Source organism: Leptospira mtsangambouensis, assembly GCF_004770475.1.
Classification (GTDB): Bacteria; Spirochaetota; Leptospiria; order Leptospirales; family Leptospiraceae; genus Leptospira_A; species Leptospira_A mtsangambouensis.
The window spans coordinates 1,247,366-1,268,803 of sequence record NZ_RQHK01000002.1 but is presented as its reverse complement, the minus strand read 5'-3'; the positions used below and the strand labels follow the sequence as shown (position 1 = coordinate 1,268,803).

The window sequence follows — 21,438 nt, the reverse complement described above, 5'->3', positions numbered from 1 at the left end:
TGTTCTGCCGGCTTCTTTTTGAAGACCTTGGAAGATCAGACGAAAAGAAGACGGAAATCCTTGGAAAATCTCCGCCTATAATTTGTTCCAGTAAGGTGAGAGTCTTAGGGAATTGCAGAATTTTCCAATGGAATTGGTAAAGATTAGGTCAAAACGATTGGCTCCATGAGGAGCAAAATAAATTTCGCCATTCGGCCCAAGAGCCCCCCCGCGATAAGATGATCCAATTTTGGGGAAGAGGGTGGTGAAGGTATGGTCTTTGGTATCAATCGAGATAAAGTTTGAATAATTGTCACTTGGAACAGGATAGATTTTTCCGTTTGGTGCAAGCACTGCTCCATTAAACAAATTTGATCCAGTCGCTCCGGGAATATTGGAAACAGTCACAATTTGCCCAGAGTCTGTGTCCAAATAAATGAGCGGGATGTTATTATAGGGAATCATATAAATTCTGCCATTCGGAGTGAGAACTCCAGAAATATAAGCATTACTTCCTGGAAATGCATGTGGATGGGTTGTTACAGAATCATCCTTAATATCTAAAATGTACATTGTGGTCGTAGTAAAAGGAATAAAGTAGATTTTTCCTTGGGGTGTGAGAACGGCCGAGGAAAATCCCCCCGTTGTGGGTGTTGCCACCGATCCAATTGTGCCTGAATTTGTATCATAGTAACGAATGATTGTTTCTGAACTTGGAACAAAGTAGATCTTTCCGTTTGGAGCATACATGGCTCCGTTGTAAGCAGCACTAACCATTGTTTGACTACCAATTGTCGTCTTTTGGTTGTTATTTGTTGTATCTAACGAAAGGAAAGCATTGGAAACATGAGGTGCTAAATAAATTTTTCCGGATGGTCCGAGCGATCCTCCAATAAACTCCACACCACCAGCAGATGGTCCAGCATTCGTATACGTTTTGGAAAGCGGATTGATTGATAAAAACATAGTCGAGTCATAAGGCAGAAAATAAACCTCTCCATTCGGTGCATTGAGTGCACCTTGAAAAGCTGTTAAACCGTTCCCTGTCACAGTAGCTACCGTTTCAGGTCTGTATTGGAATAGGGTTTCTGAGGCAAAGGAACCAAGGGAAAATTGAGTTTCCATCTCGGCCTTGACCTGGGGCCAATTTTCTGCTAAATGAGTTTCTTCATATTCCAATTGGCATGCGGGTAATTTCGGAAACACTCTGTACCCACATTGATTGCTTTTGTCTTTTACGATCAGCCTGTAGAGAATGTTGGGTAGGAAAAAGCTGTCGTCTGCATCGCAAAGGTTGTCTGCCTTTGGTTCGGAGCAAGCGAAAAGAAAGGAAAGGACAAGAAACGGCAGAAAGGAGCGGTTCATAAATTGTTTCTGAGAGCATGGTATTGGAACTCTGTTCAATCATGCAACTAGGAAAGGAAATTTAGGGATTCGGAGGAGTCCGAAGATACTGTAGGAAGGGGCACTCCCTACAGCAAACGTACAAGAAACAATCAATTTGCTCAGCCATCCCTTGGAAAAGGAATGACTGAGACTTTTTTATTAAGGAACTTCCGAGCAGTAGATACCGATTGTACGATTTGATTCCAATACAAAGCTCGTACACGGAAGGTCAGTCGCTGGTGGATTTGAATTCGAGAAATAGACTACAACTCCATCGGAGGTATTATTGAAAGAAAACCCGCCTGGTGTCGTAACCGAAGTATAACCTCGATAAGCACCACATGCCCAACCTGGCAAAAAGTAATCCCAGCCATGGTGTTGGTATGTACCTGAGTTAACTTGCACGGTAGTGTTTGAACCTCGGACATAACCTGCTGGGCATGAAACCGATTCGGTATAACCATTTGCGTTATTGTTGGCGACGTAAATATTGACATCACAAGTTTTTAAGTGGCAAGATATGGTTTCTACGCCTGAACCGCCACATCCAGCGACTGGATCCAAACAGATGCGGGATCTTGTGCGGGTACCTAACCCACATTTTGTGCTACAGCCAGTCCATTCTGTCCATTGGCCCCAACCAGAAGTTCCCGCAATGGTTGTCACTGTGAGTCCTATATTTGCCTGTCCACGGTTACCCACTTCATCATAACCTGCGATACAAACATGATAAGTTGTATTTTGGAATAATCCACCAATGACAGTGGCAACTTGGGCATTCGGAACAAAGTTTGTGATGTTTGGCGAGTATTTCCAAGGTGCGTTCAAACATTCATTTTCGTTCGTGATTGGATTGATTGAAACTCCAATTTCGTAACGGTTAATACTTCCAGTCATTCCATCATCACCCACATTTAACCAAGACAATTGAATTTGGTCTTGAGAAATGGCCGTTCCAATAAAGGACGAAACTTGTGCAGGAGGGACTAAATCACTTTCATGGACTGTGATTTGGACAAAATCCGTTCCCATTCTAGGACCACCGAAACATGTGGAACTAGAATCTAAAAATCGTAACTCAAGTGTGTAAACGCCTGCGACATCAGGGATAAACGAAGCATTCAATTGGGTGCCGTTTGTGATTTGAGCGTTTGTCAAATTGGAAGTGAGTGGTTTGGATATAATGGTCCAGCTATAAACATAACTTGCTGGATTGGCAGAACAAACACCGGAGTCTGGGTCATAGGATTGTGAACCATTGAGTGTCACTGGTGCTGTCGCCATCGCATTGTATTGGTCAGGACCTGCATTAACAATCGGTGGTAAGTTTCCAATCATCGTAATCGCAGAAACAACTCCATTCCAACGACTTCTGTTTCCAACTTCATCATAAGCTCTGACACAAAAATAATATCTTGTATTGGCACTTAATTGCGAAGCATTGATACTGATATTGGTTCCAACACTGACTCCGCTAATGGAGTTTGATATTTCATGACTATTGTCACAATCGGTATCTGTGTTGATGACACTTGCCGATCTACGGATTTCGTATGAAGAAGCATTCCCAGTATTCCCATCATCACCAACCGCTGTCCAAGAAAGTTGGATGGATTCATTTGTGATCGCAGTTGCTGTGAGAGTGGTTATATCCGCAGGTCTTACTGTATCACTCACTGCATACGTAGTGGCTGATACATTTGATGATGCCCATTCGTTTCGATTTCCATTATGGTCATAGGCACGGATACAATAGAAATAAGTTGAATTTGGAGAATGTCCGTTTGCATCCCAAATTTCCACAGACCCTGCATTTTTTGGAGTCAGTGTATGGAAGATGGTGCTTGCTTGTGAACATTTTGCATCCGTATCTATGTTGTTAGTGGATCTTCGAATTTCGTAAGCACTTACTTTTCCAAATGGGCCATCATTTCCAGGAGCTTGCCAACGCAATCGAACTCTTGTTGTCGACATCGCCGTTGCAGTGAGCGTAGTGATATTGTTTGGAGGGAGAGTGTCTACGACTGTTACTGTGGAAGTTGCTTGGAAGGAACCAACTGTTACCTGAACTCCTGCAATTCCCGGGGCAATTGCTTGGAAAACTGAAGAAGAAAATTCTCCCACTGGTGTACCGCTGAGTGCATTTCCGGTAGTGACAAAGGTAGATCTTACATAGCGAGGAGAACCAAGATACGTCGCTAAAATTGAGAATGTGATTTTTTCATCGAGGTACATTCTTGCTTGGACTGGGATGACAGTTAAAGCATCAATTTGAGGATTGAGTTCACCGTTTGGTGTATGATCCGCAACATTCGGAATTCCATCTAGATCGTTATCAGGAAATGAGCTTGCATTGGGAGATGATGCATTGTTTGGATTGAATCCATTATCAATTTCCCATGCATCCAGATAACCGTCGTTATCTTTGTCTGTATCATAATTACTAACATAAGCTGGATTCCCAGAACTCACTGGATAAACAAACATATCAGTACTTGGTCTTGTTGTGTTATTTCCATAAATATCAACTGCAAGAATTTGAATTTGGATTCCAGTTTGGACCATTGCTTCATAAGGGATGAGAGCCGAATACCAGTTCCCAGGTTCCGATGTCATAGGAATGGCAACCGTACCTTGTCCTGCAGGACCTGTGACCAAATAAACATTCATATTATCACCATCTGGTTCGATGATTTGGGCACGAACTCGGAATGGTAAAAAGGATCCACCCGGTTTGAAATCATAAAAGGCTCCCACGATATTGGGGGCACCATTGCCTGGGGGAGGTGTTCCTCCACCAAAGATGGAAAAAGTTCGGGATTGGAATTGGATTTTGTCACCACTAGCAGTCGTTAGGCCAGTATCCCATCCACCTGTCACTCGTCCTGAGTTGTCGCTGTCTGGAGTTGTGGAGTAAATGAAACCTTGTGACTTTTGTTTTGCTAGGTTCAAGGCTTCAATTTTTTCCGTCTCTTGAACGATAGAGATCACAACATCTTTTTTAAATCGATAAGAAGGAGTGATCTCATAAGCTTCCGTTGTTGGAATGTAGCCATTGGGCAAACTAGAAGGAGCGAAGTTATATTTTTTGATGGAAAAGGTTTTTTCCTCATCCATCGCACCTGGAGGGATCAAAACTTCAAAATTTCCATCTGTCGATTTGATCATGGTTCCGGCAGGTCCTGCAGTGACACTACCAACACTTGTGACAGAGCCAGCAACCAGGCCAAGCTCTTGGAGTTTTTTATCTGATTCTTTGGAAAAATCCAAAAAAGCAATACATGAGACCAAAAGTTGGCCCATGATGAGAATACTAATTATTTTTTTCACTTTTAAGTTACCCAGTATTTTGATTAATCGCAAATCTGTGGTTAGGCCAAGGGGCTGTCGATTCAATTTGTTATGCGAAATCAAAAATTAGTTTTTAACAGTTGTTTTGTTTAGGGTTTTCCCGGTGGTTCGCGTGTTGAACGGCGTTCAAAATGTACGGAAAGTAACAGACAATTGTCGGGATTTTTTTATTTTAAAAAACTAATCTTTGTTTGTGAATGTGGTGACTTGGTCCCTTGATAGAATTTTTTTTCCACGCGTGGTGATAACAGGAAAAAAGTTGGGATCACGGTTAGGGTCCGTTAGGAGTAGTTTTACATCACGAATTTTTTCATAACATTCTTTCATAAAGAGTTGGTGGCCACAGCCGAGTAAATGGTAACCTTCGTGGATGAGAGTGGACTTTGGACTAGTAAATAACATTTGTATGGTGGAAATGTATTTTGCTTTGATATAACCTCTTGTATTGGATTGGCCCTCCACTGCACCTTGAACTTCTAGTTTTAATCCCACTCCCACAAAAATTCCGAGAGTCAAAACTTCAAAAGTAATGTCACCCCAAGTTCTTCCTTTTAAGTAGAGGAGCCTGTCACAATCTTTTGTTAGTTGGTGTTCCATTAAATAACCAAGGATGTCTGTTCCCCAAAATCCAGGTCTTTCCATCACGGCCAATTCGACTGGTAAGGCTTTCAGTTGATAAAATGAAAGTTCTTCATTCCAAGCTTTAAATAAATCGGAGATTTCTTCTTTGGTGATGTCTGGTTCTGCGATGAGGCAAACTCGAAACTGGCTTTCTTCCCCAAAGGCCATTTCCTCCCTGATTTTTTTTTCATGAAATCCAATGGTGGTACATTGAAAAAGGAAAAGTAATAGAAGGAAGTAATAGGGGAACTGCTGCGACATTTCGGTTTGTGATGTTACCTTTCTATTTTTGTTTGATTTCGCCAAACCTTAAAAATCAGAAACACAACGAATATGATTGTCGGCATTGTTTGTTTTTACGTCACCCCCACCACCAGAATATTGAAAATTTACGACAAATGCATTTTCGGTGTTTAATATACTTGTTGTCGAAGTCCAGTAGTTTGCTACAGCAGGGGCAGCTGCGGTAGCAGTGTTTGGAAAGTAGATTGGGTCAAATCCTGGGTATCCATACGTAAGATAATAATCGAGTAAACTTCTTAGTTCGCTTGCATTTGGAAGTCTCCAAGTTCTTCCCGCTAAGTTCAATCCTTGGCAATAACTAATGGCTCCAAACCAATCGATGACGAGATCTGTTCCTCCCGAGCAAGTGGTGAGATTTGTTTGGCCAGCACTACACCTTTGCCAAACAAGAGAGGTATCAAGATCAAGAATGGTTCCATCGTTATTGTTTTGAAGTCGTTTGTTTTTTGGTTGGGTTCCATTGGATACACAACGCAAACGATGCGGATCACCATAACCCCCTCCACCTATCCCTGAGTCAATGAAAGTGGGGTAATAAGCACCTACCCCTGGATTGTAACTGGTATTTGTTTTATAATTCCAACTATCAGATTGAGGAAAAAAAGTTTGGTTGATGGATGGATTTGCCAAAGAATAATCAAACGTGCTGATGTATTCCTCCATTTCAGGAACTCTCCAGTCGGTTCGATTGGCAAACCCTGATCCAACATTGAGTCCTGCACAGTCTGCTTGGGCGGTGGCAAAGGTAAAATCGGTCACACCAACAGAAGTACATCCGATCCCTGTTTTGCCCCTTTGGCAACTTGTCCAAACAAGGCCGGTGGTTTGGTCAGTCGTAATTTCTTCACCCGCAACGAGGGATGGGCCAATAAACACTTGCGGTATACCTTTTTGTGTTTGTCCATCTTGACCGGGAATGATTGCACAACTAGGATCGATGAAGGGGGTAGGTACATTCCCATCATAACAAGTGGTTTGTTTTGTCTTAAATGGGAGTTTTCCCATCCAAGCGGGATTGTATGTACAACTGGCACTCCCTTTGGGATTTGTGGCTGTGATGGTAAAAGACTGTCGGTTTGCTTTCCATCCTGAGTAGATACCTTGGATTGAATTTGAAAATGGAGAAAACGAAATTCCAATGGGCAAAGCGGGGTTTGAGGAAAAACTCAGACGGTTTCCATCGGTTTCAAAATTTTCTAAAAAGAAACTGCCATTGGGTTTGGGGATGAGTGCGGGACAAATTAAATAGCTGGGAGGTAGGACTTTCAAAACCACTCCGCAATGGGAGGTTTCATCAAAATTGACGAATCGTATGACTAAACTTTCCAAATAATCTTTTGACTTAGGATCGCAGAGGTTGTTAAAGTTTGTCTCTCGGCATGAAAATGACATAGAAACAAGAGTAAAAAAACATAGGATTCGCAGGCAAAAATGGGTCATAAATTCAATGAATGAAAGAGATGACCGACCCTCTAACATTGATTCAATTTAATCAACATTTTTCTTCCGAAAACCCTCAATTTCTGTTCTTAAACTATCGACTCGTTTGGAATCTGCTGTTAAAAAGGAAGCGAGGCCCAAGGTTTTTTCTGCTTTTGGCAGGTTACCCACAAGAAGGTAAAGTTGCACCAGTCGCAAAAGGTTGGATAAATGGCCCGGATTTCGCAACCGAATCCTTTCTCCCATATCTATTGCCTTACCATATTCTTTTGTTTGTTTGTAAGTGAAAGATGCGAGATAAATTAAATCCGTGTCTCCTGGAAATTCTTCGATGTATATATTACATTTTTCAGCTGCGAGTTTGTATTCTTTCATTCGAACCAAAAGACGAATGAGGGCTCTTGTGATTTCTTGGTTTTCCGGATTGATCCTGTTGGCTTCGATTAAACTATCTTTTGCTTGGTCCAATTGGTTTTCTTTGATATGGTTTCTTGCCTTTCGCATAAGATCGTAAGATTCCTTTCGAATGGATCTAGGCGGAAGTGTTTGGTGTTCTTTAAAAGAAATTCTCATCAAACTTAAGTCGTCGGTGAGTTCTCCCATTTCCAAAATGGATTGGTAAATTGATTTTAAGTTTCCGCCTCCTTTTTCGACATGGTGTAAAAAAAGTTCTTCATCATGATTGATTTTTCTAAATTCCGTTTGAGTATCAAATTCAATATCATCTCTACCATCTGAACCTAAAATGACAACATCACCAGGTTGTAGTTGTAAGGTGGTAATTTCTAAGGAGTTTTCTTTGACTGGGGTTCCCAGTTTTCTTAGTTCAGAGTTGTTTTTAATGAATTCTGACTTTTGGTTCCTGTACAGAACTGACCAGGGATGTTCGGCATTCAGATAATACATAAGGCCAGTTTCATCATCAATAAGACCCATAACCATAGAAACTAACATTGAACAGTCGAAGCTTTCGAATATATGGTGGAGTTCCTGATATGCATTTTTTATCCATTTTTCCGCATATTGCGATTTGATCGATTGTACTGCAAAAGAACGCTCCAAAATGGATTGTACAGCTGCTCCGAGAACAAGGACTCCGCCTGCACCTTGTAAAGATTTGCCCATGGCATCAGCATTTAGAAAAAAAGTGTAATCTTTTCCGCGCAAGGGAACGGTTCTTGTGATACAAATATCACCACCGATTTCATTTTCCCTTCCATGGAAAGTGAAGGTTTTCTTTTGTTTGATTAAAAAATCGGTTTTGACATTGGAACCAAGAGTTTTGTTTAAGCTGAGTGGTTTGATGAGTAATGAAGTAAGGAAATAATCTCCATCTTGTTGTTTTTTCAAAGTTTCAACGGTTTCCAAACTGTTTCGAAGTTCTGAAGTTTTTGCTTCTACTAATTCTGTTAAGTTTTCTCTAATCCTTCCCACTTCCCTGGTTGCTTTTTCAAAGTTTTCAGCAAATTGAATGAACTCTTTGTCAATAGAAAGGATTGGAAGGGCACCCCTTCCGCCACTTGCTAAGCTATTTGCTGATTCATTGATTTGTTCTAATGTTAAATTAATAGATTGAAAAAACATAAAAATTAAAATGACCGCTTCAAAAAAAGTCATTGTAATGAAGGCAAAAATTTTGATTAGACTTGCATTTTCAAAGGAAATAAAAACTGCTAATACAGATAACGAAAGTAAGATGAGTATGAGTAGGAAAATAAACTTTCCTTTTAAACTCATGATCCCGTGGTTTTTGTGAATGGTGACATCTCGATAAGAGAGTATTTTTTTTATCTCCACTCGTTTGGCACCGGTAAAATAATCGGAAATGATATATGAAAAACCTCCGTATACAAAAACGGCTGCAAGCCAACCAATGAGAATCAAAGCCAATTCATAAAGTGGGTATTGATAAAAAATATAAGTGAAAGATACTGAGATAAAAACAAAAGAAGCATATCTTAGCGCGGCATACATATTTTCTTTTGGAAAATCAATGATGGCATTGAGAAGGTTTTCTAATTCCAAAATATCTTTGTGCCGGATGGTTTCGTTGGGTTTCAGATTGGCATTTAGTTTTTTAGTATCAGTACGAAAGCCCAAATACCCGATAGGTGTTAAAATTCCAAACTCGATGCTATGGCCGAGAGCTGCGATGGCTGTGGTGATCACAAAAACCAAAACCACTTCTGGATGATTTTCAATGGTGAACTCAGGGATTAAGGCGGATCCAAAAAAATAGGCATAAAAGGCTCCAAAAAAGGCACCTTGGAGGGAGAAAATAACGATGGCAAAGCTATAGGAAATATATTTATAGAAGAACTTGAAAATACGATCAAAAAACATGCTCATACGGATTCCTCAGGGAAACAAAGAGTATCGCTAAAGAAAAACACAGTAAAGATATTTTATGGAATCATTCCAAAAAAAGTTAGATGTCTTATTAAAAAGGACTTTATTTGAAATCTCTTCGGTTTAGGTTTCGCCCATGGAACTAAAAAATAAAAGAATCGTGATTACCGGCGCAGGTTCCGGAATCGGAAAAGAGACCATGTTGCAAGTGTTAAAGCATGAAGGAGTCAAGGTTCTTGCTTGCGACTTAAACGAAAAGAACATCCTAACACATCCAAATGTCATTCCTTATAAATGCGATGTATCCAAAAAAGAGAATTTGGACAAATTACTAAAAGATGCGGACAAAAAACTAGGCGGAATCGATATTTTTTATGCAAACGCAGGTTTTGCTTATTACGAAGTCATCCCGAATGCCGATTGGGATCGCATTGCGAGGATTTATTCAACAAATGTGTTCTCTCCATTTTATTGTTTGATTGCTCTAAACCAAACACGGAAGGAGCCATTTCTTTTTGTTGTCACTGCCTCTGCTATGAGCCATTTGTCATTGCCCGGTTATGCATTGTATTCATCGACAAAAGCAGCCGTTCGTTCGTTTATCGATGCCTTCCGGTTTGAATTGAAACCAGGAAATCGTGTGATGGTTGTCTATCCCATTGCTACTAGAACGCAGTTCTTTGGTGCAGCAGGGAAAAAAGTACCGGTTCCATTTCCAAGCCAATCACCTGAAACGGTTGCCAAAAAAGTAGTGAAAGGGATTGAATCAAATGCAAAAGAAGTGTATCCATCCTTTCTCTTCCGTTTCATCCAAATTCTGGATCGGTTTTTGTTTTTCATTCTTCCAATTTACCAAAAAATTGAAGCTTATAAACTAGTTTCGTTAAAAAAATAAGTCTATTGGGGAGTGTCAGGAAATGGAGATACAAAAGAAAGAGGGAAACCAGTAGAACGTCGTCTTTCTGAAGATGAAAAATTTGTCGAAGCCGAGCTTTTGACAACCATAATGAATGTCAGTTCCACAGCCATGATGGTACTCAATCCATTGGGTCAGATTCGGTATGCCAACCCAGCTTCCGAGTCTGTTCTTGGAATCACACTCAATGACATTCTAACAAGAACCTACGATGCCCCTGAATGGAAAAATTCTTCTTTGGATGGTGGGCCTTGGAGGGAAGAAGACCAACCTTTTAATATTGTTTTAAAAACAAAAAAACCAGTCACAGACATTCGTCATGCAATAGAAGATTCTCGCGGGAATAAAAAATACCTATCGATCAATGGTTCTCCTGTTTTTGGAAAAGAAGGAGAACTTACGTTCCTTGTTTTTCTCATCACAGACATTACGGAGAATGTCCTCAAACAAAAAGCTTTAGAATCTAATGAAATAAAATATAGAACAATCACCGAACTTTCGTTAAGTATGGTTTATGATTTGGATATTGGCTCAGGGGAAAATCATTGGGGAGGGGCCATCCAAGAAATCACAGGTTATTCAGAAGAAGAATACCAAAAAGTGGGTTATAAAGAATGGGCCGATGCAATCCATCCCGATGACAGAGAGCGAACTCTTGAGGCATTCGAAGATGCTTTGACAAACCACCAAAAGTTTACGATAGAATATCGTTATCGAATCAAATCTGGAATTTACATTTATATAGAAGACAATGGAATTTTTCTATATAACAAAGATGGTGGCGCCTATCGAATGTTTGGAGCGATGATTGACAGAACCAAACAAAAGGAAGCAAATATAGCCTTAAAAGAATCGGAGTCTCGATTGGTAATGGCACTTGATGCTGCAAAAATGGGAATCTGGAGTTGGGATATCCAAACAAGGACGATATATTGGTCGCCACAAACATATAGTATATACGGATTTCCTGGTCAAAACTTTGAAGTGACTGTAGAAAAATTTTTAGAACTCACATTCAAAGATGATTTGGAGTTATTGTCCAAAGAAACAACTCTTCTGATGGAAGATTTAAATCGTTCTGCTTACAGAATCCGAAACCGAATCAATCACCCAGATGGAAAATTACATTGGATCGAAGCGATCGGAAAACTCACACGTAACAAAGAAGGTGAAGCGAGGATCCTACAAGGAACTATTTTAGATATTACAGATACAAAACTAAGTGAAGAGGCACTTCGTAAATCGGATGAACGGTTTGAAGCTTTTTATCAATTTTCAACGGAGGCTTTTTTAATCTTTGATGAGAATGGATTAAATGTAAAAGATTCAAATTTTGCATTCCAACGTTTGTTTGGATACGACCTAACAGAAATTCCCTATCTTAAAGTAAGAAGTCTTTTGACAACGGAATCACTTCGCAAAATTCGAAATACGATTGCAAATTTTACAACAGAGTCTTTGGAAATTGTTTGTAAAAAGAAAAATGGTGATTTGTTTCCAGCACTAGTTTCTGTTAAACGGTTTCTATACAAAGAAACAAACTCAATTGCTTATAGTATTTTCGATTTAAGTCCATTAAAAGAGGTGGAAGAGTTACGTCTGATCAATTCAGAAATTCGGGATAAAAATAAACTGATTGAAAAACAAAAATTGGAATTGGAGTTAGCGCTTGAAAATCTCAAACGAACCCAAGAACAGTTAATTCAATCGGAAAAGTTAGCAGCCCTTGGCCAATTGATAGCCGGGATCGCCCATGAAATCAATAATCCGATCGGTGCAGTTAAGGCCTCGAACCAAAATATGTTGGATTGGCATAAAAAATATGGCCTTGCCTCACAACTTTTTCGTGAAGCAATTTTATCAGTTCCATTGCCGGAACAAAAGATTGTAAAAACCATTTTGGCTAATTTAGACCAACCAATTGAATTTTATACTGGTAAAGAAGAACGACTTCGCAAAAAGAAAAATAAAGAAATCTTTTTGGCTCATGGGTTTGATTTGGGATGTGCTGAAGAATTTTCCGAAGCTTGGGTAGAATTAGGAATTGGAGAAATAGATCCGAGTTATCTGCCTTTATTTAATTCGCATTATATCAAAGTGTTTTTAGATTATTTATCTTTGGAAATCCAATTCCGTAGGAACACTCGCTCCATCCAACTGGCAGTGGATCGTATTTCCAAAATTATGTATGCCTTAAAGAATTTTTCTAGGTTTGATGCCACGGGTAAAAAAAACAAAGCGTCCATTCCTGAAACCATAGAAACTGTTCTGACCATTTACCAAAATCAATTGAAACGTGGAATCAATTTAAAGAAAGATTTTGATCCAGTCGCACCAATTGATTGTTATCCGGACGACTTGTTGCATGTTTGGACCAATTTGATTTACAATTCTTTGCAGGCTATGTCCTTTGTTGGAAATTTGGAGATTGCAGTAAAAGACCAGGGAGGAGAAATTTTAGTTTCCCTGAAGGATTCTGGACCCGGGATCCCAAAAGATATCCAAGGAAAAATTTTTGAGCCATTTTTTACCACCAAAGCTCCGGGGGAAGGGAGTGGACTTGGACTCGATATCGTTAATAAGATTGTGAAACGGCATGGAGGAAGGATCGATCTTTCATCTGTGCCAGGCGAAACGATTTTTTATATTTACCTTCCGAAAAAAAGTCAGTCGTGAATGGCATGTGAGATTGTGGAAATGAGTTCCTCTTCATCCCAAGGTTTTTTCAAACAAGTAATGGGGCCAATTTCTGAATTTAAATTTTCCACGGATTTTTGGTCTGCAAATCCCGTAATGATTACTTTTTCGATGTTTGGATAAGATTTATGTACTTTCCTTAAAAATTCATCTCCATTCATGCCTGGCATAGACCAGTCAGAAATGATCACCGAAACAGATTTTCCTTCTTCCTCTAATTCTTTTAAAATGTCCCAAGCTTCCATGGCACTGTCTGCAGTTAGGTATTTGAATTGTTCACCAAAATGTTGTTTTACCTGCGACTTCATACTCATTAATATAATGGATTCATCATCTACGAATAGAATCGCATTTTTTTTATTTTTATTCTCAGCCACAATTGCCACGGTGATTGTTATACCGGTTCTCAATTGGATTGCAAGTAAATCTTGCCAAAATCTTCCATTTTCTATTCTTGTAGCATATGACATCTTATCCAAATCTTTTGTCCCCTTTGTCTCTTGGGTTCACTACATTACGAAATAGAACCATTATGGGTTCCATGCATACTGGTCTCGAGGAAGCTCCGAACGGTTATGAACGAATGGCAGCTTTTTATGGTGAACGGGCGAAGGGTGGTGTGGCACTCATAGTTACAGGAGGAATTGCTCCGAACGAAGCAGGGAGAGTGTCCCGTGGTGGTGGTGTGATGGATACGGAAGAAGAAGCCAAACACCACCGAGTGGTGACAGATGCGGTGCATAAAGAAGGTGGAAAAATTGCCATGCAAATCCTTCATACTGGTCGCTACGGATACCATGATAAAATAGTGGGAGCATCCAATCTTCGAGCACCCATCAATATGTTTAAACCTCACCCTTTAACAGAAGAGGAAATTTTTCAAACCATTGAAGACTTTGCACGGTGTTCGGAACTCGCGAAGTTAGCTGGTTATGATGGAGTTGAAATCATGGGGAGTGAGGGTTATCTCATCAACCAATTCATAGCCAAACGTACAAACAACAGAACCGATGATTGGGGTGGAAGTTTTGAAAATCGTATCAAGTTTCCTATTGAAATCATCAAAGCGGTTCGCAAACGAGTGGGAACTGATTTTATCATCATTTACCGTTTGTCTATGTTAGATCTTGTAGAAGATGGTGGTAACATTGACGAAGTTTTGATTCTTGCCAAAGAAATTGAAAAAGCAGGGGCTACTATCATCAACACTGGGATTGGTTGGCACGAAGCAAGAATTCCTACCATTGCAATGATGGTTCCAAGAGCAGCTTTTACTTGGGTCACTGCAAAAGTGAAAGGACATGTAAACATTCCTCTTGTAACTTCGAACCGTATCAATACTCCAGAAATTGCAGAGTCAGTTCTTGCTGCCGGTGATGCTGATTTAGTATCTATGGCAAGACCCTTCCTTGCTGATTCTTTTTTTGTAAACAAAGCAGCGGCAGGTAAATCGCAAGAGATCAATACTTGTATCGCTTGTAACCAAGCATGTCTCGATCATATCTTCCAAGGAAAAATTTGTAGTTGTTTGGTGAATCCAAGAGCTTGCCATGAAACCGATCTTATCATTACCAAAACATCCAAACCAAAAAAAGTAGCGGTTGTGGGTGCAGGTCCCGGTGGGATGGCTTGTTCGACAACTCTTGCCGAACGAGGACATTCAGTCACCTTGTTTGACGCCCACGAAGAACTTGGTGGACAGTTAAACATTGCTCGTCGGATTCCAGGAAAAGAGGAATTTAAAGAAACCATTCGTTACTTTGGTGAGATGGTAAAAAAACATGGTGTGGATCTCAAACTCAATACTTTTGTATCAGCTGAAGACCTCATCAAACAAGGATTCGATGAAGTGGTTCTTGCAACAGGAGTCATCCCTCGTATCCCTGAAATCCCTGGAATTAATGGCGCCAATGTATTAAGTTATGTGGATGTAGTTTTAAAAGGAAAACCGGTTGGGAAACGGGCTGTTGTGATGGGTGCAGGCGGAATTGGATTTGATGTGAGTTTGATGTTAACCGATGCAGGCCATGATTTTACCAAAGAGAATTATTTAAAGGAATGGGGGATCAACCAAAACATCACAAAAGATGGTGGACTCAGTGTAAAAGACACTCCTCATTCTGGTCGAGAAGTGACCATGTTAAAACGTTCCAATAGTAAATTTGGAGCCACTCTTGGAAAAACTACTGGTTGGATTCATAAAACTTCTTTAGAAGATCGAAAGGTCACTCAAATTTCTGGAGTCACTTACAAAGCCATTGAAGCAGATGGAATTCTGATCGAAGTGAAAGGGGAAACAAAAAAAATCCCTTGTGATACTGTTGTTGTTTGTGCAGGCCAAGATTCCAATCGTTCTTTGTTGGAACCATTGCAAAAAGCAAAGATTCCTGTACATTTGATTGGTGGTGCAGACCTCGCTTCCGAACTTGATGCCAAACGTGCGATAGACCAAGGGACAAGGCTTGCTGTAACCATATAAGTTTTGTATGTCTCAGGGCCGCCCTCTCAAAATATCTGTTAAGAATGCTGAATTTCAAATTCTTTTGGCTCTCAGGACCAATCGGTCCAAACGGAGCCAAGAGAATGAGGTTTTTGTTGAGGGTACTGAATGCATTAAACAGCTGATAGATGCTCGTTGGGAAATCACTCGTATTTTATTTAGGGAAGGAGTGAAGCTTTCGTTTTGGGCAGAATCTGTTTTAAAAAAATATCCGAAGGCAAAACAATTCGAGGTAGCCTCTGGTCTTTTTTTGGAACTTTCCGAAAAAGAGAATCCATCAGAACTCATTGTCACAGCCAAAATTCATCGCACTGGTATTCAAAACCTAGTCCCCACCAACCATCCTTTTTATCTCCTCTTTGACAGGCCAAGTGATTTGGGAAATTTTGGTTCCATCCTTCGGTCTGCTGATGCTTTCCAAGTGGATGTTGTATTTGTTCTGGGACATTCGATTGATGTTTATGATCCGAAAGTTTTAAGAGCAAGTTTAGGCAGTATCTTTCACACCAAGTTGGTTTTTTTAGAATCAGTCACTTCTTTGGAAATGTTTTTAGAAAAAGAAAAAAATCGATGTAATCTCCAAGTGATTGGTTCCGATTCTCTTGGAAAAGAATCTTTGGAAAATACCAATATCAAAAGTCCTGTTTTGTTAATCCTGGGAAATGAAGCCAAAGGGATGAGTGTTCACTTACAATCCCTTTGTGATTTGATTCTTAAAATTCCGATGAGAGGAGTTGTTAATTCTCTCAATGTTGCTTGCGCTGGTTCCATTTTACTTTGGGAAGTCACTAGAAATAGAACCAATCACGAAGTTTAGTTGGTCCTTTTAACGGCAAGTGGCAATCGTTCCATCTGGATTGTATTTTACACTCGCACCGGAAGTGAACTGAATGTATTTGACTCCGTCCACACAAACCTCATCATAACCAAAATATTTGGCACAACCGCGAGAGATAGTCCCACAACCAACAAAAAAGAAAGAAAATAATAAAACAATGCGTATGGGTTTAAGTGGTTTCATTTGTAGCTCCTTGGTTTGTAAAAATCCCATTCCAGACATCTTCTAAATGTTGCAGGTGGGCTGTGAGTTGATTTCTATGATACATGACTATATTCGATTTTTTTAAATTGTGTATTGATTTTGGAATATGATAGAGAATCTCTTTGGTATGGATGGTTTCTTCTTCCCAATCAATGAGATTGATAGTTTTTAGTTTGGAGAAAATTGATTCCAATTGGATTTGAATTGTTTCTTTTTTTAATTCGGAAGCAATTGTGATTTCAGGAAACGTTGATTCGATTTGTTTTTTGAGTTTGAGGATGAGTTCTATAAATTGGTGTTTTTTGATTTTTGTTTCTTTTCCAAATTTTAATAAGATAAATGATGTTAGGTTTCCAAGTGTTACTGTGTAGTTTTTCCCCAATTTTTCTGCTACTAATTTCACAACTTGGTCAGCTGGAAGTTCTTTATGAATTTCAAAAGGTTTTCCGTATTTTATGTATAACTTTGTTTTTTGATAGGAAAGGTGGTCGTAAGTGAGCGTAAAACTATTAAAATGAAGTTTGTCAATTTTGGATTTGATGTAGTAGGCTCCGCGTTTGACTTGGTTTAAAAAACCGTCATGGCTGTAGGTTCCTTCTGGAAACATAAACAAGTTTCTTCCTTTTTTGATATGAGCAACAAGGTCTGTCCATTCGCTGTCTACTTTGTCTCGAAGTTCTCCTGATTTGATGAGTTCTCTGGCATTGTCACGGAACGGGCGTTTTATGGGAACTGCCCCAATATAACGTAATAAAAAAGGAATGATTTTGGTAGCATCGATAAACTTAAAAACCCATTTTAAAATTCCCTTTGAGCGAAATTCCTTTTGTAAAAACCCAGGTAACAAAATATCCTCCCTTGCTGGAATGATCATTTTGATTTTGGGGCTTAACCTTGGATAAACCATCGAAAGAGAGACAACATCTGCTTCGGAAACATGATTACAAAGTAAGGCGGTAGGGTATGGTGATTCCAAATGTTCTTCTACGCATGAAAAATTTTCTTCTATGGAATGGAAAACTGTTCCTTTGGCCAAACTCACTAATTTGATTAGGAAATCATATGCGAGCGTTCGTTTTTTGGGTTTCATTCAGATAGGTATCTTGGTCTAAGCAATAAAAGTCAATTGGAAACTAGATTGTTTTGATACCGATTTGTTCAGTTTGTTTTTATTAGAATTTTGAAAATAGTCCGATCGGTGGTCAATTTTTCTTTGTGATTCTTTTACTTTGGTTTTTCGTTGGATTGATTTTGTTGGTTACTGTAGGAATTTAAGATAGAATTTTCTAAGGATAGAGTATCTTAATTTATTTTTTGAATGACCTGCCAGAGAGATGTTTTTGCTAAAATACTTGCTTCAATGCTTGGATGGGAATATTCGTCTCTGTATAAAAACTCTCCCTTTTTGTTTACGAATTGGCATTCTTTTTCTGGGCAAAAGACATCCATTAAATCGAGAACATAAAAATTGGAATGTTCCTTTTTTAGATTGATCAATTTGTCATGGAATGGCCGTCTCCGGTTTAAAGTTTCTTCTTTAGAAAAATACAAACAAGGTGGTTCTTGAAATTTATGCCACCATTGTTTTTGTGCTAAATCGGGATTACAATTGGATTCTCTCATCAATGGGATTGTATGTTGAAAGATCACATTGATTTTTTTGTTTTTGAATGTTGATACAAATTGACTCAGTTCACTTATAAAAAGATTCATTTTTTCTTCTTCGGATATGACACTAGATAGATCATAAACCATCAGAATCCCATCATTTTCTTTCAATTCCGCCGTTAACTTGGGGACTACTTCATTCCAGTAATATCGATTGGTTTTTTCCCAGTTGTTTGCAAACGTTAAGTTTGGCGCAGGAAAACTTCCTAAACTAGAAGTAATGGTTACCATTGAATGGTTTTCTGGGAGCACTTGGAACATATAAACTTGTGCAGCACTATATGAATTTCCTAACACTAAATATTTTTGTTTGGATTTGAATTGTTTCCCAAAGGAACAATTTTCTGATGTGATATTTTTGCCTAAATCTTTGTTGTTTGCCAAAACACAATTTTGTGGATCCCAAGTTTCAGATTGGTAGATGACTGGACTTAATAAATTATGCACACCTTTAGATTTTAATTTGGCAGGTGTGCCAAGATAAAAAGATCCATTCAAATAAAATGGATAAAGAATAACTCGAATTAAGATGATAAATAAAATTGCCGTGGAAATGGAAAGGGTAGTTGGAGATAAAGAACGTGCTTTGTTAAGCCACTTCCATCTCCATTCCGAATATCTTAATGGAGATTCTATCATACGATAGGATAAATAAGAAAAACAGAAACAAAGGATGAGAATAAGAGGAATTAGATGGTTTTTGATCCCAAAAGTCCAACGAAAAAAAGTAATGATTGGCCAGTGCCACAAATACAATGAATAAGATAATATACCAATAAAGGTGATGGGTTTCCACTGCAAAAGTTTTACAACAGAACTATTTGAATCTAAAAATAAGAGAATACCTGCCGTTAGGAGAACGATAAGGATATTATAATATTTTTCTGAAAGATTAGGGTATTTCGAATCAAATAATAGAACGATAAGTAAGGATAAAAAGATCGGAAGTAAAAAATAGGATAATCTAGCGACTGTTTGTCGAAATGAATGATTCATCACCTCCAGTCGATTCGAAGCTAAAAAAACGAGGGAACCTAAACTCAATTCCCAAAACCGACTGTGGACCAAATAAAAAACTTTGATAGGGTGTTTTTCAAAGTTCTTTAAAAAAAATAAAACGGATAGTGTGGTTAAGATACTTAGAACCAATACAAAAGTTTTTTTCTTATCTCCTTTTTGTAATAGTCCCCAAAACAAAAGAGGAAACAGAAGATAGAACTGTTCTTCTACACCAAGAGACCATGTATGGGTGAAGGCATTGAGTTCCGCTGTGGTGCTAAAATAGTCTGTTGCCATATTGGCTAAGTACAAATTTCCAATTCCAATCAATGAACTGAGTCCTGTTTCAATGCTCATTGTGGTGTGGTGAGATTCGTGAGATGAGAAGAGAAATGTAGTAAATATTGTGAAGGTTACGACTGCAAACAAAGCGGGAAACAAACGTTTGACTCTTCTTTTCCAAAAGTCTTTTAAAAATGGGAAAAAATCCATTTTCTCTCTTTCGATGAGGGATTTTGTGATCACAAATCCTGATAAAACAAAGAACATATCCACACCCAAATATCCATTTAGGCATAACCCTTGTTTTATGTGGTTGAGTATAACAGCGATAATGGCGATGGCTCTGAGTCCATCGAGTTCCTTCCTGTACATCGGTAATGGTCGAATCTATTTTGAGGAGTGGGAAAGTCCACAGGATTTTAGTTCAAATCCTAAGATTCTTGTTCATTGAATGAACATTTTTTCTTGACCTCGTTCAAAGACTGAACACATTTTGATAAATTATGGGACTCAGGGGGCGAAGCTATGCCTACCGAAAGTCATCGAAGCTCCCCGTTCGGGAACATTTCCTTTCATGAAAGAAAATTTCCAATACAATGACCACCACCTAAAACTTTTGCAATTGCTTGAGGAAAATCCTCATTTATCGCAAAGGGATGCCTCTGATGTTTTAGGTCTTAGTTTAGGTAAGGTGAATTATATTTTGAAAGCCTTTTTGGATAAAGGTCTTATCAAAATGAATAACTTTCGAAATAATAAAAACAAGATGGCCTACACCTATTTGCTTACGCCGAGTGGAATTGAAGAAAAAGCGAGACTTACTTTGCATTTTTATGAAATTAAGAAAAGAGAATATGAGGCTTTAAAAGCCGAAATAGAAAAGTTAGGTTATTCCCGTGTTACCAATGGGATTTAGTAAGTTCTTATTATAAAAAATTTAAAGGGAGTATCACTTGAAGAAAGATGCAAAAATCTACATTGCAGGCCATAGAGGATTAGTTGGTTCTGCTTTAGTTAAAGTTTTGAAAGAGGCTGGGTTTACGAATGTAATCGGAAAGTCACATTCTGAACTTGATCTAACAAACCAAGATGCAGTCATTGATTATTTTAAAGCAGAAAGGCCAGAATATGTTTTTTTAGCAGCTGCTAAAGTTGGTGGAATTCATGCTAACAATACTTATCCTGCAGAGTTTATTTTCTCGAATTTACAAATTCAAAATAACATAATTGATGCTGCATATCGATTTGGAACAAAAAAGATGTGTTTTCTTGGTTCCTCTTGTATTTATCCAAAGTTCGCCAAACAGCCAATGGATGAAGGTCAGTTGCTCGATGGTAAGTTAGAACCAACAAACGAGCCATATTCGGTGGCAAAGATTGCCGGAATTGTGATGTGTCAGAGTTATAACCGTCAATATGGTACAAACTTCATTTCAGTGATGCCAACCAATCTTTATGGTCCTGGAGACAATTATCATCCAGAGAATTCACATGTTTTACCTGCACTGATAAGAAGAATTCACGAAGCAAAAGTTCAGAATTCTCCTGAAGTTGTAATCTGGGGAACAGGCAAACCTCTTCGTGAGTTTTTGTTCTCTGATGACATGGCTAGAGCCTGCATGTTTTTAATGGAGAATTATGATGTGTCTAGTGATCCAAAAGGTGGAGAACATGTAAATATTGGTTCTGGGATCGAAGTGAGCATTCGTGAATTGGCAGAAACAATCCAAGAAGTGATTGGATATGCAGGGAAATTAAACTTCGATTTAACAAAACCTGATGGGACGCCAAGGAAATTATTAGATGTTTCTAAACTTCATCGAATGGGATGGAAACATGAGATCGAACTCAAAGAAGGAATCAAACGAGCTTATGAAGATTTCGTAAAGCAACATAGAGGATAAG

15 protein-coding genes are annotated in these 21,438 nt (G+C 38.8%); 6 read left to right on the top strand and 9 right to left on the bottom strand.

Translation table 11 applies throughout. The features are described 5' to 3' along the window. Positions 1-75: 75 nt before the first annotated feature. From EHR01_RS05895 to EHR01_RS05875, 5 genes are all read right to left on the bottom strand, one after another. A complete protein-coding gene (locus EHR01_RS05895; protein ID WP_135693734.1) occupies positions 76-1,344 on the bottom strand; it encodes a Vgb family protein in 1,269 nt (422 codons plus the stop codon). A gap of 180 nt (positions 1,345-1,524) precedes the next feature. Next, complete coding sequence (locus EHR01_RS05890) at positions 1,525-4,695, bottom strand: fibronectin type III domain-containing protein (protein ID WP_135693733.1); 3,171 nt, start codon at positions 4,693-4,695, stop codon at positions 1,525-1,527. A gap of 201 nt (positions 4,696-4,896) precedes the next feature. Then, a complete protein-coding gene (locus tag EHR01_RS05885) occupies positions 4,897-5,598 on the bottom strand; it encodes a hypothetical protein (RefSeq protein ID WP_135693732.1) in 702 nt (233 codons plus the stop codon). A gap of 48 nt (positions 5,599-5,646) precedes the next feature. Then, the gene (locus tag EHR01_RS05880; RefSeq protein ID WP_425269976.1) at positions 5,647-6,915 is read right to left on the bottom strand and encodes an Lcl C-terminal domain-containing protein; all 1,269 of its coding nucleotides are present in this window, start codon (positions 6,913-6,915) and stop codon (positions 5,647-5,649) included. Between the two features lie 213 nt (positions 6,916-7,128). Continuing rightward, on the bottom strand, positions 7,129-9,429 hold the full coding sequence (locus EHR01_RS05875) for a SpoIIE family protein phosphatase (protein ID WP_135693731.1): 2,301 nt from the start codon (positions 9,427-9,429) through the stop codon (positions 7,129-7,131). 136 nt (positions 9,430-9,565) lie between these two features. On the opposite strand from EHR01_RS05875, the gene EHR01_RS05870 reads away from it, so the two are divergent. Together EHR01_RS05870 and EHR01_RS05865 are read left to right on the top strand one after the other, a co-directional pair. Continuing rightward, positions 9,566-10,324, top strand: a complete 759-nt coding sequence (locus EHR01_RS05870) for an SDR family NAD(P)-dependent oxidoreductase (RefSeq protein WP_135693730.1) — start codon at positions 9,566-9,568, stop codon at positions 10,322-10,324. A gap of 12 nt (positions 10,325-10,336) precedes the next feature. After that, a complete protein-coding gene (locus tag EHR01_RS05865) occupies positions 10,337-13,021 on the top strand; it encodes a PAS domain S-box protein (protein WP_135693729.1) in 2,685 nt (894 codons plus the stop codon). Here the strand turns inward: EHR01_RS05865 and EHR01_RS05860 are convergent. Then, positions 13,012-13,428 carry a response regulator gene (locus EHR01_RS05860; protein WP_135693913.1) on the bottom strand — a complete coding sequence of 139 codons (417 nt, stop codon included), beginning with the start codon at positions 13,426-13,428 and terminating at the stop codon, positions 13,012-13,014. The two genes, EHR01_RS05865 and EHR01_RS05860, sit on opposite strands and share 10 nt — an antisense overlap. A 77-nt stretch (positions 13,429-13,505) precedes the next feature. Between EHR01_RS05860 and EHR01_RS05855 the strand changes: the two genes are divergently transcribed. Together EHR01_RS05855 and EHR01_RS05850 are read left to right on the top strand one after the other, a co-directional pair. Beyond that, positions 13,506-15,521, top strand: a complete 2,016-nt coding sequence (locus tag EHR01_RS05855) for an NADPH-dependent 2,4-dienoyl-CoA reductase (protein WP_135693728.1) — start codon at positions 13,506-13,508, stop codon at positions 15,519-15,521. Between the two features lie 7 nt (positions 15,522-15,528). Beyond that, positions 15,529-16,359, top strand: a complete 831-nt coding sequence (locus EHR01_RS05850) for an RNA methyltransferase (RefSeq protein WP_135693727.1) — start codon at positions 15,529-15,531, stop codon at positions 16,357-16,359. Positions 16,360-16,368: 9 nt separating this feature from the next. On the opposite strand, the gene EHR01_RS05845 is transcribed toward EHR01_RS05850, so the two are convergent. From EHR01_RS05845 to EHR01_RS05835, 3 genes are all read right to left on the bottom strand, one after another. Beyond that, complete coding sequence (locus EHR01_RS05845) at positions 16,369-16,563, bottom strand: hypothetical protein (protein WP_004783710.1); 195 nt, start codon at positions 16,561-16,563, stop codon at positions 16,369-16,371. After that, positions 16,550-17,674: a lysophospholipid acyltransferase family protein gene (locus EHR01_RS05840; RefSeq protein ID WP_135693726.1), complete on the bottom strand. Its 1,125-nt coding sequence runs from the start codon at positions 17,672-17,674 to the stop codon at positions 16,550-16,552. Before EHR01_RS05840 ends, EHR01_RS05845 begins: the two co-directional genes overlap by 14 nt. Before the next feature lie 212 nt (positions 17,675-17,886). Then, positions 17,887-19,905, bottom strand: coding sequence for an acyltransferase family protein (locus EHR01_RS05835; protein ID WP_135693725.1), 2,019 nt, complete (start codon positions 19,903-19,905; stop codon positions 17,887-17,889). Positions 19,906-20,107: 202 nt separating this feature from the next. On the opposite strand from EHR01_RS05835, the gene EHR01_RS05830 reads away from it, so the two are divergent. Then, a complete protein-coding gene (locus EHR01_RS05830; protein WP_135693724.1) occupies positions 20,108-20,449 on the top strand; it encodes a MarR family EPS-associated transcriptional regulator in 342 nt (113 codons plus the stop codon). Positions 20,450-20,486: 37 nt separating this feature from the next. After that, the gene (locus EHR01_RS05825; RefSeq protein WP_135693723.1) at positions 20,487-21,437 is read left to right on the top strand and encodes a GDP-L-fucose synthase family protein; all 951 of its coding nucleotides are present in this window, start codon (positions 20,487-20,489) and stop codon (positions 21,435-21,437) included. Position 21,438: the final 1 nt, after the last annotated feature.

Bases quoted from the DNA above. Each gene is read 5' to 3' on its own strand.
- EHR01_RS05895 (WP_135693734.1), bottom strand. From the start codon at position 1,344: ATGAACCGCTCCTTTCTGCCGTTTCTTGTCCTTTCCTTTCTTTTCGCT.
- EHR01_RS05885 (WP_135693732.1), bottom strand. From the start codon at position 5,598: ATGTCGCAGCAGTTCCCCTATTACTTCCTTCTATTACTTTTCCTTTTT.
- EHR01_RS05875 (WP_135693731.1), bottom strand. From the start codon at position 9,429: ATGAGCATGTTTTTTGATCGTATTTTCAAGTTCTTCTATAAATATATT.
- EHR01_RS05870 (WP_135693730.1), top strand. From the start codon at position 9,566: ATGGAACTAAAAAATAAAAGAATCGTGATTACCGGCGCAGGTTCCGGA.
- EHR01_RS05855 (WP_135693728.1), top strand. From the start codon at position 13,506: ATGACATCTTATCCAAATCTTTTGTCCCCTTTGTCTCTTGGGTTCACT.
- EHR01_RS05850 (WP_135693727.1), top strand. From the start codon at position 15,529: ATGTCTCAGGGCCGCCCTCTCAAAATATCTGTTAAGAATGCTGAATTT.
- EHR01_RS05845 (WP_004783710.1), bottom strand. From the start codon at position 16,563: ATGAAACCACTTAAACCCATACGCATTGTTTTATTATTTTCTTTCTTT.
- EHR01_RS05840 (WP_135693726.1), bottom strand. From the start codon at position 17,674: ATGAAACCCAAAAAACGAACGCTCGCATATGATTTCCTAATCAAATTA.
- EHR01_RS05835 (WP_135693725.1), bottom strand. From the start codon at position 19,905: ATGTACAGGAAGGAACTCGATGGACTCAGAGCCATCGCCATTATCGCT.
- EHR01_RS05830 (WP_135693724.1), top strand. From the start codon at position 20,108: ATGAAAGAAAATTTCCAATACAATGACCACCACCTAAAACTTTTGCAA.